The 15,032-nt window shown below is 35.4% G+C and carries 12 protein-coding genes and 2 tRNA genes; 5 read left to right on the top strand and 9 right to left on the bottom strand.

Annotation, left to right across the window (positions count from 1 at the left end):
• Positions 1-257 precede the first annotated feature (257 nt).
• The 5 genes from J7604_RS24785 to rpmH form a co-directional block, all read right to left on the bottom strand.
• A complete protein-coding gene (locus tag J7604_RS24785) occupies positions 258-779 on the bottom strand; it encodes a DUF2480 family protein (RefSeq protein ID WP_293902498.1) in 522 nt (173 codons plus the stop codon).
• A 3-nt stretch (positions 780-782) separates the two neighbouring features.
• Positions 783-1,466 (bottom strand): tRNA (adenosine(37)-N6)-threonylcarbamoyltransferase complex dimerization subunit type 1 TsaB, encoded by a 684-nt coding sequence (tsaB, locus tag J7604_RS24790; protein WP_293902501.1) that lies wholly within the window; start codon positions 1,464-1,466, stop codon positions 783-785.
• 225 nt (positions 1,467-1,691) lie between these two features.
• On the bottom strand, positions 1,692-3,347 hold the full coding sequence (locus tag J7604_RS24795) for a S41 family peptidase (protein WP_293902504.1): 1,656 nt from the start codon (positions 3,345-3,347) through the stop codon (positions 1,692-1,694).
• Between the two features lie 33 nt (positions 3,348-3,380).
• Positions 3,381-3,779 (bottom strand): ribonuclease P protein component, encoded by a 399-nt coding sequence (gene rnpA / locus J7604_RS24800; RefSeq protein ID WP_293902507.1) that lies wholly within the window; start codon positions 3,777-3,779, stop codon positions 3,381-3,383.
• A gap of 41 nt (positions 3,780-3,820) precedes the next feature.
• Entirely contained in the window at positions 3,821-3,979 is a 159-nt protein-coding gene (gene rpmH / locus J7604_RS24805; RefSeq protein WP_028978652.1) for a 50S ribosomal protein L34, read from the bottom strand.
• Positions 3,980-4,154: 175 nt separating this feature from the next.
• Here rpmH and J7604_RS24810 point away from each other — a divergent pair, with 175 nt between their 5' ends.
• Entirely contained in the window at positions 4,155-5,873 is a 1,719-nt protein-coding gene (locus J7604_RS24810) for a M61 family peptidase (RefSeq protein WP_293902512.1), read from the top strand.
• Between the two features lie 90 nt (positions 5,874-5,963).
• Here the strand turns inward: J7604_RS24810 and J7604_RS24815 are convergent, their stop codons facing one another.
• The 3 genes from J7604_RS24815 to J7604_RS24825 all read right to left on the bottom strand — a co-directional run bounded on the left by J7604_RS24815 (position 5,964) and on the right by J7604_RS24825 (position 9,554).
• On the bottom strand, positions 5,964-7,373 hold the full coding sequence (locus J7604_RS24815) for a DUF4403 family protein (RefSeq protein WP_293902515.1): 1,410 nt from the start codon (positions 7,371-7,373) through the stop codon (positions 5,964-5,966).
• A 15-nt stretch (positions 7,374-7,388) separates the two neighbouring features.
• Positions 7,389-8,315 (bottom strand): PfkB family carbohydrate kinase, encoded by a 927-nt coding sequence (locus J7604_RS24820; protein WP_293902518.1) that lies wholly within the window; start codon positions 8,313-8,315, stop codon positions 7,389-7,391.
• A gap of 78 nt (positions 8,316-8,393) precedes the next feature.
• The gene (locus tag J7604_RS24825) at positions 8,394-9,554 is read right to left on the bottom strand and encodes a hypothetical protein (protein ID WP_293902521.1); all 1,161 of its coding nucleotides are present in this window, start codon (positions 9,552-9,554) and stop codon (positions 8,394-8,396) included.
• Positions 9,555-9,775: 221 nt separating this feature from the next.
• Here J7604_RS24825 and ilvA point away from each other — a divergent pair, with 221 nt between their 5' ends.
• Both ilvA and J7604_RS24835 read left to right on the top strand, forming a co-directional pair.
• Positions 9,776-11,026 carry a threonine ammonia-lyase IlvA gene (ilvA, locus tag J7604_RS24830; RefSeq protein WP_293902524.1) on the top strand — a complete coding sequence of 417 codons (1,251 nt, stop codon included), beginning with the start codon at positions 9,776-9,778 and terminating at the stop codon, positions 11,024-11,026.
• Between the two features lie 45 nt (positions 11,027-11,071).
• Positions 11,072-11,785 carry a DUF547 domain-containing protein gene (locus J7604_RS24835; RefSeq protein ID WP_293902527.1) on the top strand — a complete coding sequence of 238 codons (714 nt, stop codon included), beginning with the start codon at positions 11,072-11,074 and terminating at the stop codon, positions 11,783-11,785.
• A gap of 166 nt (positions 11,786-11,951) precedes the next feature.
• Here the strand turns inward: J7604_RS24835 and J7604_RS24840 are convergent, their stop codons facing one another.
• Positions 11,952-14,507, bottom strand: a complete 2,556-nt coding sequence (locus J7604_RS24840) for an AsmA-like C-terminal region-containing protein (RefSeq protein ID WP_293902530.1) — start codon at positions 14,505-14,507, stop codon at positions 11,952-11,954.
• Positions 14,508-14,726: 219 nt separating this feature from the next.
• Between J7604_RS24840 and J7604_RS24845 the strand changes: the two genes are divergently transcribed.
• Together J7604_RS24845 and J7604_RS24850 are read left to right on the top strand one after the other, a co-directional pair.
• Positions 14,727-14,801, top strand: a tRNA-Val gene (locus J7604_RS24845).
• Between the two features lie 126 nt (positions 14,802-14,927).
• Positions 14,928-15,002, top strand: a tRNA-Val gene (locus J7604_RS24850).
• Positions 15,003-15,032 lie beyond the last annotated feature (30 nt).

Genomic DNA, 15,032 nt, shown 5'->3' on the forward strand with positions numbered 1-15,032 from the left:
AAATTTTAAAAATTTATTTTACAATTTCTAAAACCATTTATCTTACTTCGAGTTACAATTTCTTCAGTAGATTTCCCAAAAGCCTACCGCTCTTGCTCACTTTCCCACTTCCTTTCAGAAGGGAGTGCAAAGGTATAGGGTCAACATCTAATTTCCAAATATCCACAAGAAAAAAGTTAACAAAAATACAACAATTTCGTATCATACTTTTCAACAAAATGATTATCAGCCCACCAACCATCTAGCTAGTTAATAAATCATTTTTTTGCCACCTTATAAATCGGAACCGTACTACAAGGTTCTCCATACATCAAACTTTGCACAAAAGGCCGAAGCATTCTTGTAAGTTCACCATATGCAAATAAAGGAACGGGAAATTTACTACATCCTTTGATAATCACTTTTGCATCTTTATAAGCAGCTGGGTCAATACTGCGAAGAGCTTCTTGGAACAAAGCCTGTTCTAGACTTCCCAAATCTCCTATAACTACTTGATTGGCATAAGGCTCAATCTTTGAAATCAAAAGCATATATGCCCATGAGGGCACAATTGCATCTTCGCTACAAATAATAGCGACATTTTTCCCATTATAAAAGGACCAATCATTCTCCTTTACAAAAGCTCGAAACTCTTTTTCTCTCAGAATTAACCCTTGAAACAGATTATCCTTAATATCATACACAACCCTTTCACCTTTATTATAATAATCCTCAAGGTTGAGTAAAACCAAATCACTGTTTGCGACGCGATTCACAATTTCATTTCCATTATTCTCCATAAATTAATTTTGAGTTGAACCAGTAGAAATAAAGTCCTTCAAATAAAAAGGTTCGAAATATGCCACATCTTCAAACTGGTTATCTAAGTATTTTTCTTCTGCAATAATTCCTACATATTCAGCAGATGGATTTTCATTCTGCAGAAAAATCGCTTTACTATTCCCAGCTACCAAAGGAGCAAACTTCCCTGCACCATCTCCAAGAAAGATTATTTCACTTGAGCTAAAGAATCCGTTAAATGAGGATTCGTTTAGTATAACAGCAGAAACAGGAGAAATAATTTCATTCTCCTTATTATATAATGCACAATAAACCTCAAGTCTTCGTGCATCAATCATTGGACACACCAAAGAATTCTTAAAATTGAATTTATTGACCTTCCTAGCTATTGCGGCAAGAGTATCAACAGCTATTAATGGTTTGTCCAAAGCATAGCAAAGTCCCTTAGCTGTAGAAACACCTATTCTAAGACCTGTGTACGAACCGGGTCCTTTTGAAACTGCAATGGCATCAAGGTCTGTCATTTTAAGATCCAGCCCTTCCATCAAAAAGGAAATGGACTGAGTAATCAACTTTGAATGAGATCTTTCTACGCGGAATTCATATACCGACAAAAGGTTTCCATCCTTATGAATTGCCACAGAACAAACTTTAGTCGATGTTTCCAGACTTAATATTAATGCCATTATTGAAGATGCTATATAATTATAACTTCATACCCCAGAATAATATGAGGAAAGAGATAACAAATATAACTAATTGTGATGGATGATTATAAACCGAAATGATGAAAAGGAAAATCTAAACAGGACAACCAAAGCTACTTTCATATACTCCTATCTCAGATTTTAAAAAAATGACCGGACAAAAGCCCGGTCATATTATACACATACAATATAATTCTAATTTAATTATTTGCCTTGCAAAAGTTTATTAAACTCCGCAGGATTATTGAAAATCTTAATAGCTGCAGTCACATCCTCATCATCATCAAATGATGCCTCTACTACACCTTTCTGAAGATAGAATCTTGACACAATTTCCTCTTCAAGATACTCTTTGATTTCATCCTTAAAAGTCATCAAATCCTTTTCTTTATTATGTGAAATCTGAGCTTTCAAGGACTCAACCTGAGGTTTAATTGCATCGTAATATTTCTCCTTTTTAGAAAAATTCACAAGATCCTCAAGTGTATTTTCAACTTTAGTTGAGTAGTCATATTCTTTATTAGCCAACCACTTTATGAAATCCTGATATTCTGCATCTGTCATCTCATATTCTTTCGCCCCTTTAATCTTCTTGTGATCAAGCACATAGGCACCTGCATAATCAAATAGAAGCCCTTTACTTATGAGACTGGAAGTAATCGGAGCAATTGTTCTGTCTTCCACCTCAATATCAGGGCTTATTCCGCCGCCATCATATACTGTTCTTCCATTTTTAGTTTTAAAAGCCACTCTCAGTGAATCAGGAATTTTACCAACGCTTCCATCTTCATTTCTATGACTATAATCTATAGCCTGAATACATCTTCCGCTTGGAGTATAATATTTAGCTGTTGTAATTTTCAACTGACTATTGTAAGTAAGCGGCCTAGTAGCTTGAACCAAGCCTTTTCCATAAGTTCTTTCACCAATCAAAACGCCTCTGTCATAATCTTGGATAACTCCAGATACAATTTCAGAAGCTGATGCACTTCTACTCGATGTTAATACAACTAATGGCATTTCAGTATCAACAGGGGCATTTAACGCATTATAAATTTTATTCCACTCCGAAATCTTGCCTTTGGTTCTTACGATCTCTTTATCTTTAGCAATAAACAGGTTACTAATATTAATTGCTTCACTTAAAAGCCCACCTGGATTGTCTCTTAGATCAAGAATAATATTCTTAGCTCCTTTTTCCTTTAACTCAACAAGGGCTTTTTTAACCTCTTTAGAAGCATTGCTAGTGAAGTCAGATAGCTTTATATACCCTGTGTTATTATTAACCATGCCATAATATGGCACATTGTCGATCTTAATTTTTTCTCTGGTAAGAACAACTTCAAATTTATCAGGAGTACCAAGTCTTTTTACTACAACTTTAACCTGTGTATTAGACTGCCCCTTTAATAATTTACTAATATCGGATGTGGCTTTACTGGTTACTTCAATTCCATCAACAGAAACAATTTCATCTCCAACCATTAGACCAGCCTTGTGTGCGGGGAAACCTTCATAAGGCATTAGTATAATTGGTCTTTCATTCCTCTTACCAATCACTGCGCCAATTCCACCATATTGGCCAGTTGTCATTGTTCTGAAATCCTCTATTTCATCTTCAGGAATGTAATTGGTATATGGATCCAATGATTCAAGCATTGCATCGATTCCCTTTTTCATCACCTGATTAGGATTAACCTCGTCGACATAATATGCATTTACTTCTTTAAAAAGAGAGGCAAAAATGTCTATGTTCTTTGCTATTTCGAAATATTTATCGTCCGGGCGATTAAAAGCTACAAGCGTTACGGAAGCAATGAGAACAATAAAAAAAGCAATTTTCTTTACGTTTTTCTTCATGATTTTAGCTAAGACTAAATAAAATGGTGGAGTTCAAGTAGACTTTAAACGATTGAGTATTAAAATTAGTTTTTTTTCTATCGTATCAAAGTCTAATTTATCTTTTCCGATATAAATTATCGCAAGATGTGATGGCATAACAATATCCGGAGTAGAAAAGATTCCCGATTTGTTCTTTCTATAAGCTTCTTTTATTCTTCTTTTTAAGAGATTTCTGTCTACAGCCCTTTTAAAACTTTTTTTGGGGACACTAACCAGAATTTTAGGGGGAACACAATTATCCTTACTATCTACGAGATAGACAATTTTAAAAGGATGTAAAAAATAAGAAGAACCTTTTTTAAAAAGTTCTTCTATAAACTTAATACTTTTAAGCCTTTCCTCTGAAGGCAATGTTGCCTTCAATATACGACCATTATGCTCCTCATTCATAAAATGAAATGAAGGTAGTAAAACATAAAGGTCAATATTTATTAACCTTTATGTCTTTTCTCGTCAGAAACAGTCAATTTCTTTCTGCCTCTCGCTCTTCTGCTAGCAAGCACTCTTCTTCCGTTTGCAGTAGAGTTTCTTTCCATGAAACCGTGTTTGTTTCTTCTTTTTCTTACTGAAGGCTGAAACGTTCTTTTCATTTTGAATTACAATTAAAATTGGCCTGCAAAAATACAGATTGAATTTGTCATTACCAAATCACCTCACGAAATTATTTGAAGTATCTTACTTTTTTAAATTAAAACGAAAAATATTGGACCTACAACCGTCCTTAAACGTTAATTTAGCAACTTAAAATAATACTATAATCTGTTGATGGAATATTTCATTTCTTATACTGAACCACACAAACACTTTATTACAGTAGAGCTTCATTTGGAAGGAGTTAAATCAGAAACTATTGATTTACAAATCCCCGCATGGAGGCCGGGCCGATACGAGCTACAGAATTACGCAAAAAACTTCCATCAAGTAAAAGCATATTCGAAAAACCAGAAAACAGCCCTTGAAGTAAGAAAAACGACCCGAAATACCTGGAAAATAACAACTAATGGCGAATCAAATATTATTTTCTCATTCCAATATTATTCTGCTCAGATGGATGCTGGAGGATGTTGGTTAGATGAAGATCAACTTTACCTAAACTTTATCTGTTGCCTGCCTTATTCACCAGAAAAAATAAACTCTGCTTGTGTAGTAAACTTAAATCTGCCATCCAACTATCAAATAGGATGTGGCCTTAAAAAGAAAGGCTTCCAGCTTTTTGCGAAAGATTATTTTGAACTCGTTGACTGTCCAATGATTGCGAGCGCCAATCTGAAACACAAGCAATACACAATTGACTCAACCCATTTTCATATTTGGATTCAAGGGGAATGCCAGCCTGACTGGCAATTGGTGCTTTCAGATTTTAAGAAATTTTCGGAAGAGCAGCTCAATAGTATGGGCGATTTCCCAGAAAAGGACTATCATTTCCTATATCAAATACTTCCTTATAAATATCACCATGGAGTAGAACATAGAAATTCCACTATTATTTGCCTGGGCCCGGGAGAACAATTTAATTCCGAATCTTTCTATAATGATTTCCTTAGTATCAGTTCTCATGAACTATACCATAGCTGGAACATTATTAAAATAAGGCCAGTGGAAATGCTTCCATATGATTTCACAAGAGAAAATTATTTCAATTCCGGCTTCATTGCAGAAGGCATTACTACATATTATGGCGATTATTTTCTTGTCCGATCAAAAGCATACAACGTCCAGCAGTACTTTCAAGAAGTTAATCTTTTATTTAAAAGACATTTCGAAAACTTTGGAGATGCCAATATGTCGGTTACAGATTCCTCCTTTGATTTGTGGGTTGACGGATATGTTTCGGGGATTCCTAATAGGAAAGTTTCTATTTATGTAAAAGGAGCGATGATTGCATTGCTTTTAGACCTTATTATAAGAAAGGAAACTAATAACAAAAAGAGTCTGGACGATGTGATGAAACTAATGTGGAAACAGCACGGCAAGAAATCTGTAGGATATACAACCGAAGACTTTCAGAAGATTGTAGAAAATATTTCAGATAAAAAGCTGAAGTTTTTTTTCAATGATTTCATATTTGGCACAAAACCAATAACAGATACACTTAAAAAATCATTGAGCTATGCTGGATGCCAGCTCCAGATTCAGGATGCAAAACATGAATCTGAAAAATTATTCGGCTTCAGGACAAGCACAAAAGAAGGAAGAACATTTGTAGAACTTTTAGAACCTGATTCTCCCGGTGATAAAGTTTTGGCAAGAGAAGATGAGATCATTGCCATTGACGGGACCAATGTGAGCGGGAATCTTAATGATTTATTAAAAGGTAAAAAAACTTCTGAACTAGTTATTCAACGTTTTGGAAAAATCAAACAGGTAACCTTGCAAGCAACCGGAACAAAAACTTATTTCAAGCAATACAAAATTGCTAAGAATGAGGAAGCAACAGAGCAGGAGAAAAACAACTTTAAAAAATGGCTGAAGCATGAGTTTTAACTCAATACAATTTGATAAAATAACCATATAAAAGAAAATTCCTTTCAGAAAACCGGAAGGAATTTTTCTTTTATAACGTTTATAATCCTGCTAAAAGTCTAACCCCTGGATATCTGCATTAATGACGCCGGTGAATAGCATAACGGCTTTTAAAGATTGCTCCGTTAAATAGACATCTTTAGGTAGAACATCCAGAATCTCGCCATTAATTTCCAAATCAGGATGAACCTTATTATGAGTTAAAAACTTTTGAATTTCCTTTTTACTTTCAATTAGATCTTTTTCAAAGCTGTATGAAAAGTACGGCTGAATTTTTTTTACGAAAAGCTGATGTGAAAGCCAATTAGCAGATTTCAACAATTTATTTCTGGTATCTATATCAAAATCAAGAGACTTTACAGAGATAACTTTATTGGCAATATCAAGACTCGGCAATCCTGAGAGATAAATCGTTCCTTTAAGACTTCCGGAAATATCTACCTTCACAACTAACCTCATTTCACTTCCATACAGATCCACATTCTCTATTTTAATCTTTTTCTTTCCATCGTTGAATTCATATACCTGACCGACCAATCTCTTGCGTGCCAGTTCCGTTGCTTTATCAAAAGGTACTTCGGCATTGATAAGGAGTTTAAATTTTCCATCATAATTTTTTTCTTCCCTTTTATTCGGCAGGCTTGACAGCTGGAATGGTGGCCTAGGACCCAAAAAAGTTTCAACTGCAGCTTTCATTCCGATTGCGGTGCGAATAATTCCACCACGGCCTTCAACAGGAGTCAGAAAAAGATCTCGTGGAGCTATTCTCACCCAAACTTCCGGATCTGCCGAAACAGCAACCGGTTTATGTAATTCTTCCCATGCATTGAGTACATATTTTCGTACATCCAAATTTTTCCTTGCCAGGTCATCAATCAATTCGGCAAGTTTATTCAGCTGTCCTTTTACAATTTTATCTGCAATAAAAGTAAGTGGAATGTCAAGGCCAACAAATTTCAGATCAGGTTCTTTTATCCACTGGTGTTCTACGGCACTAGTTTTTGGTGCAAAGTTCCAAAATGGATCTAAAGCAAAAAGAGTTTTAAATTTTAGTTTTATTGCGAAATCTGTTTCTCCGGATTCATTAAACGTTATCCCAAATTTATTAAAACCATATCCCGCCTTCAGCCACACCTTTACAGGAACCGTATATAAAATATAAGGGCCTTCGACTTCAATTTTAATATTCTCATACTTCCAAACTTTAACAAGAAGATTGTCCTCTGCATAATCTTTATCCTCGAATACAAGCCCGTTAATCTCCTTATTAACTTTTGCTTCCAGATCTTTAACTTTTAATTCGACAGGCAAAACAAGTTCGGAGACCTCCGGTGGGATTACCACCTTCTCATAAGATTCAGTTGGTGCTGTTGTTTTGATTGTTTTACAAGAAAATAGAAAAATCAGTATTCCCAGAGACAATGGGAATACTGTTCTATAAAAAGATTTACTAAATAACATTTAATTGAAATAATTCTATGACTCAAAAGGGATTTCAAACTGCACAAGTTCTACAAAGTCCTGAATTCTTTCCTCCAGTTCTCTGTCAGAAAGATTTACAATTCTTTCTACACCAAATTTTTCTACACAGAAAGATGCAAGGCCCGAACCATATATAATTGCTCTTTTCATATTATCGAAAGAGATATCATCAGTACTTGCGATGTAACCGATAAATCCACCTGCAAACGTATCTCCTGCACCAGTTGGATCAAACACCTCTTCAAGTGGTAATGCAGGTGCAAAGAAAACTTGCTCTTTGTTAAAAAGTAAAGCCCCATGTTCTCCTTTTTTAATAACAAGGACTTTTGGCCCCATAGCCATAATTTTTTTAGCTGCTTTTACAAGAGAATACTCCTTTGAAAGCTGTCTTGCCTCTTCATCATTGATTGAAAGTACGTCTACAAGACTAAGTGTTTCCTTCAAGTCATCTAGTGCGATATCCATCCAGAAGTTCATTGTATCCATTACAATAAGCTTTGGACGCTTCTTCAAACGTTTAATTAAAGTACTTTGAACTTTTGGAGAAAGGTTACCAAGCATCAGGTATTCACAATCCTGGTAGGATTCCGGAACAATAGGATCGAAGTCGCCTAACACATTCAGCTCAGTTACCAAAGTATCTCTGGAGTTCATATCATTATGATATTTACCTGACCAGAAGAAAGTTTTTTCACTCTCTTTGATTTGTAAACCCTGAGTGTTGATTCCATGATTCTGAAGCATTTTGATATCAGACTTAGGAAAATCACCGCCGACAACGGCGATAAGATTTACTTTTTTAGTAAAATATGATGAAGCAATTGAGATATAGGTAGCTGCTCCACCTACGATTTTATCAGTTTTACCAAATGGTGTCTCGATAGCATCAAATGCAACCGAACCTACAACTAATAGACTCATTTCTTTAAGTTAAGATTTTTAAAAGGTTTAATTACTGGTAACCAAATATCGACCAATCAATTACAATTAGCAAATTATCTATTCGATAATAGGTGCGGGCCTGAATTCCTTGGTAGGGTCAAAAATAAATCTGTATGTAATATGAGTCTTTAATATTTTACTTCCAACAGATTCACATATCTTCATCATCTTAGGATTGAAACTTCCAATCCAGTTCATTTCAAAATCAGTATATCTTCCTGAAGGCTGAATGACTTTCGCCGCCGCCATTACAATTGCACCCTCAAGCCCCCTTCCCTGGAACTCCGGAACTACACCGAACACCACACCGAACATTTTCTTGCAAGCTCCTGTGTATTTGTAGTATAGAAATTTCAACTTTCCCAGCAGATCCATTTTGCCATTGACATGCTTGAAAATCTGATTAACCTCAGGAATCATAATGAAGAAAGCTACAGGTTCATTATCATAGTAGGCAAACCAGACAAGATCTTCATCCATTACAGGTTTCATTTTATTCATCTGAGCCAAAGCCAAAGCCTTAGAAGTTTCTCTGACCCCTGTATGCTTTACCCATGCTTTATTATAGATAATTCTAAAGTCCTCAGCATATTTTTCCAGCTGCTTCTTTTTAATTCGCTCAAATCTGTATTTAGGATCTCTATTTATCCTGTCAGCTTTTTCAGCATAGAGTTCAGGAAGTGGGGAATCTACAGAACGATGATAGGTATATTGTTCAAAATAAGTCCTCCAGCCGTAAGCTTCAAAGAGATTCTTATAGTATGGAAAATGGTACGGCATTCCATAATTAGGTTCTACAAAACCATCCACCAATAATCCCCACCAGTTCAGTCTTTCTCCAAAATTTATAGGACCATCCATGGCTTCCATCCCTCTCTCCTCAAGCCACTTTTTGCAGGTATCAAACAACTTGAAAGCCGCCTCTTTATTGTTTATACATTCAAAGAAGCCCATGCCACCTGTAACATAATCGGTAGTTTTGGCCGTCTTGTTATTAACAAATGCAGCAACTCTTCCAATTGTATTATTACTATCATCCTTTAGAAGCCAGCGAATAGCTTCTCCATGACGAAAAAATTTATTTACCTCCGGATCAAAAATCCCCTCAATGTCTTTGTCCAACGGGCGGATCCAATTCTTATCTTCTTTATACAATCTGACTGGGAACATCAGGAACTCTTTCCTGGTTTGACTATCAGCAACTTCAACAATCTTCATTTTTGAGAAAACTTATTTAAACTCAAATCTACAATAAATTGGTATTTTTATATCACAATTGGGGAAGCGAATGAAAGCGCACACAATTGTGGACTTTTTCAACAAAAGCTCAGATAATTCATTTAAAGTGATGAAAATTTGTAGAAGCTGGGCATAAACGCACCTTTTTTCTGAATAAATACCAGAAAAACCATAATTTTACTTTTCTAATACCTACTACAATGAGTGATCTGATCGAACTTAAAGAGATAGAAAGCGCCTATAAAAGGCTGAAGGGAATGGTAACACACACATCCCTAACCCGAAACAACAATCTTTCGGAAGAGTATCAAGCTAACATTTATTTAAAGAGAGAAGATTTACAAATTGTAAGATCTTATAAATTAAGAGGAGCTTACAACTTAATCAGCAGCCTGACCCCTGATCAACTTAAAAGTGGTGTTGTTTGTGCGAGTGCCGGAAACCATGCCCAGGGAGTTGCATATTCCTGCAACCTCTTAAAGATACAGGGCAAAATATTCATGCCAACAACTACTCCAAAGCAAAAGGTAAGTCAGGTAAAGCTATTCGGAAGAGAGTTTGTGGAAGTTATCCTTACAGGAGACACATTTGATGATGCCTATTTTGAATCAATGAAATATTGCAAAGACCATGGAATGGTATTCATTCATCCATTTGAAGACCGCAAGGTAATTGAAGGACAGGGCACTGTCGCAATGGAGATAATGGAAGATATTGATGCAAAGATTGATTATGTCTTTGTTCCAATAGGTGGTGGCGGGCTGTCGGCAGGGGTTTCATCCTATATTAAAGCTAAGAGCCCTGATACAAAGATCATTGGAGCTGAGCCTCTTGGCGCACCATCTATGTCTGAATCAATCAAACAAGGTCATGTGGTTACACTTCAGCAGATAGACAAGTTTGTAGATGGAGCAGCTGTAAAAAGAGTTGGAGAACTTAACTTTAACATCTGTAAAAAACTGCTGGATGATATAGTAGTTGTTCCTGAAGGGAAGGTATGCTCATTTATAATCAAGTTATATAACGAAGAGGCTATAGTAGCGGAGCCGGCAGGAGCTCTGAGTATATCTGCACTTGATTATTATCGTGAACAAATAAAGGGAAAGAATGTTGTTTGTATTGTAAGTGGCAGCAATAATGACATAGCCAGGATGGGCGAGATCAAAGAAAGATCGCTGCTTTATGAAGGTCTGAAACACTATTTCATAGTAACATTTCCCCAACGCGCGGGAGCTTTAAGAGAATTTTTGGATGAAGTGCTTGGCCCAAATGACGACATCACAAGATTTGAATATACCAAGAAGAATATTAAGGAAGAAGGTCCAGCATTTGTTGGCATTGAGTTGAAGCACAGAGAAGATTATACTCAATTAATTGAGAGGATGAATAAGAAGAACATCAGTTATATAGAATTAAACAAAGATCCTAACCTATTTAACTACTTCTTATAAAAGGTATCCAAAAATATCGGAACCTATTAAAAGGATTTATCACCGATGAAGATAAGGGCTTTACTTATATTAATGTTCTTTACTTTTCAAGGCTTGCAGGCCGAAAAGCTGTCTGTTTTTTTCAGCAAAAGCGATAAATTCTTTTCAAAATATGTAGAGAAAGGAAAAGTAAATTATCAAAAGCTCAGTCAGAATGAGAAACCCTTGACTGAGCTTGCTAATCTTATAGCTAAGGCAGACCTTTCTTCTTCTGACACAACCGAAAAAAAGGCCTTTTATATCAATGCATACAATATCCTTGTCATTAAAGAAATCACGGACAATTATCCAATTGAATCACCTCAGGATATTGACGATTTCTTTACTGCCAAATTTATTGTAGCAGGCGAGAAGTTGTCGTTAGCTGAACTCGAGAAGAAAAAAATCTTCAGCCAATATAATGACATTAGATTGGTTTTTGTGATTTCCTCTGGAATGATTGGTTCAGCACCAATTTTAAATGAAGCTTTTACTCCAAAAAATCTTGAGAACAAGCTTACGGAGCAAGCCAAACTTGTGTCCAATGACAATAATTACATACGTGTTAAAAAGAATTCAAATCTGATATTACTTGCGGATATTTTTAAAAGATCTGGAGCTAAGTTCAAAGACAAGGACATAGTAAAATATGTTAATGTTTACAGGGAAGAAGACCTTCCGGAATCTTATAGTTTTGATTTTTATCCGGGAAACAGAAAATTAAACGACATTGAATATTAATAAAAAAAAAGTCCTTCACGAATTGCGAAGGACTTTTTTGTTAAAGCGGCTAAAAGAATCTCATCCGAAATACTCTCATGAAGGAGAAGAACTTTAATTACCGATATGTAATACTTAATTTACCAAAATAACGCCTGAATAAATCCTCCATTTCATTGAGTCTGCATTAATCACCAAAATCAAAAAACTTTGGGCCATCATCTTTAGGCTGATTTTCCTCTATAGGTTCCTGGGTATCCTCGGATATATTCTCTCTCCTTTTTGGTTTGAATATATCCAACAATTCCCTTTTTTCTTTCTTTATATCTTCTTTGATCTTGTTTTTAGTGCGCTTGGTATCGTAGGCAATTTTGTAATTATCAGTTGTCCCTTTAACAGTGAGAAATACAACAGACTGTCCTCTCTTGTCATCCTCGATCGCACCAAAAGCTTCATCTTTGTCTTTATGCTTTCTTTTGAAATTTTTCAAAGGCACGGTTAATCTATAGTCCATAACATGATCAAATGTATGTGTACCCGAAACTGAAATAGTGGAAACGTTTGTTACTATAGTCATTTCTGGAATTGTGATAACCCTGTTTTCTATATAGATAGTATTTTTCAATTCAGAGAACCTCACATGCTCCAGCTCCTTTTCTTCAATAAATCTGGAAAGACTTTGCATTGGCTCAAAATTATTGAGTTCCCCATTCAGAATTTTTACCTCTACCTTCGCTACAACACTTTTATCATCTATTGAAAACTTCTCGTTCATACTCATGAACAAATCAACATTACCTGTGATTTCACCTTTCAAATTTTTATCCACAATAAATTTCTGATCGAAATTATCACACATGTAAAAGATACTATCTACCTGAATTCCGTCAAGTACGGTTTCTGAAGTAAGTTCAATATTTGAAGGACTTGCAAAATTAAGATTTCCATTAACTACAAGCTTTCCCCCGGCCAATCTGCATGAAGCTCTTTCCAGAGAGATCCAAGGGTCTTTCATAGTATAAACACCTTTGACCTTTTTCGCATGGAATTTCTTATAACTAAATTTCTCAATTTCACAGTTGAGATGTACTTCATATTTTTTAAAGAAAGGAAAAATCTTTTCCTCCTTTTCTTCTCCTTCATCTTGGGAATCATCCGAGGATTTCTTAGCTCCCTTTCCTCCTGCACTCAGGAGCTCTTCAACATCCAGATAATTAGAAACAAAGTCAGCATCGACAAAGAGTTTTCTTTTTTTATTAAACAACCTTGCCAGGACATTTTTAAATAGGCCATTAACTGTAAAATCACTTCTACCTATATTTCCTTTAAAGTCATTCACAGCAATATCATTGTTATTGAAAAGAAAATCACCGCTGATATTCGAAAATCTGTATGGAAGATTATCAACCAGCACATTAATCTTACTGGCAATGACTTGTCCGCCAGCATTAAACTGATCAGGATTTTTTCTTAACTCTTCTGAACTTCCTGTGAAATTGATATCAAAATCGAGATTACCTGTAGCCTCTTTGATTTTTTCTACAGGATAAAAAGAAAATATAGATTCCAGAGATAAGGAGCCTTCAGCTTTGAATCGAATAAAAGGATTTTCAAAATTTTCAAGAAGAAAGTCTCCTTTTACTGGCTTATTATTCAAAGAAAAACTGATGTCTGAAAGCTTCAGAAAAGAAGTCTTTGCATGATGTTTATTACCATTAGAAAAATAACCGACAAGATTTACCTTTTCCAAACGGCCTTTATAATCTGGGTGGAAAATAGAAGCGTTACTTATTCCAAATTCCACTACTATCAATGGACTTATAGTTTCGCTGATTTCACCTTTTACTGTTGATTTAAAAAAGATATTTCCTGAACTGGCATAGGAAGAAAAGTTCTCAGCAATTTTTTTGGGCATGAGACTTACAAGAGTCTGTATCTGGCCTTTTTTACCTTTGAACTCAAAGTCAATGTATTTTTTGTCTTTATAGGAAAAAGATCCGGAGAGGTCAAATTCTGATTTTTCTACTTTAAGATTAGAAGGCAGGACAATAAATTGATCTCTTTCATTGTCCAGAATTAATTCGCTGAGGATCTCTAAATTTTTTTCTTTGAAATAATCATGTCCTGCTGCACGTATTTTATGGGATACTAATTTGCCATCCAACCCAATGTTATATTTCTTTTGTTCAAGCTTTATTTTTGCTGCTAAATCTTTTGCCAGCAAATAATAGCCTTGGTTTTTAATTTCATTTACAAAAGATAGCTCAACATTATTGAGCTTTATCTTTTTCAGATTAAATCCGACTTCCTCTGAAGCAGAAGTTGTATCACTTTTAAATATTTCATAATTGGCCCTCCCCTGAGCATCTGTGCGTATGGCAATTTTACCATCTTCAATATAAAGTTGGCTGATCACATACCTCTTTTGGAGCAAATCCCAAGGATCGAAAGCAAGAAAGATTTCGCCAGCTTCAACAAGTTTCAGGTCGCTCCCTTCTATACTTTCTGCTATTTTAACCTTTTTAAATTCAAGCGTGATCTGAGGAAATTTTTGAAAAATTGACACATCGACATCAGGATCTACATCAACTTTTGCAGTTAAATAAGTATTTAACTCTTTAATAGTAAGAGCTATAATTTCTTTCTTATAAAAAGCCACAACCCCGGCTACGATTCCAACCAGCAGCAGCAAAACGAGTGCAATGATGAGCACTACTTTCCCGATTATTCTGAGTACTTTCAATTCAATTATTTGAGACTACAAATCAAAAATTTTTTTGCGTATTTCTACGAGTATTTACATTTTTTAGAACCCTTAAAGAAAAATATTTAATTTTTTTTATAATCGTTTTGCATTTATGGAAAAACCATTTAGCTTTGCACTCGCAATTCGGAAATAGGAAAAGCGATAGCAAAGAAGTTGCTTCGACAACCCATGAAACGAACGAATTCAAGACTTATTGGGAGCTTAGCTCAGCTGGTTCAGAGCACCTGCCTTACAAGCAGGGGGTCACTGGTTCGAACCCAGTAGCTCCCACATACTTCAAAAAGTATAAAGCCTCTTCTAATGATGAGGCTTTTTTTATAATCTCACAATTTGTGAGAAAATGAAAAGCAAAGAAGTTGCTTTTATTAAGTTTAAAACAAAGAATTCAAATATTATGGGAGCTTAGCTCAGCTGGTTCAGAGCACCTGCCTTACAAGCAGGGGGTCACTGGTTCGAACCCAGTAGCTCCCACATCTAAAGGACAACTTCGAAAGAGTTGTC

This window comes from Sporocytophaga sp. (assembly GCF_017745095.1).
In the GTDB taxonomy this organism is placed as follows: Bacteria; Bacteroidota; Bacteroidia; order Cytophagales; family Cytophagaceae; genus Sporocytophaga.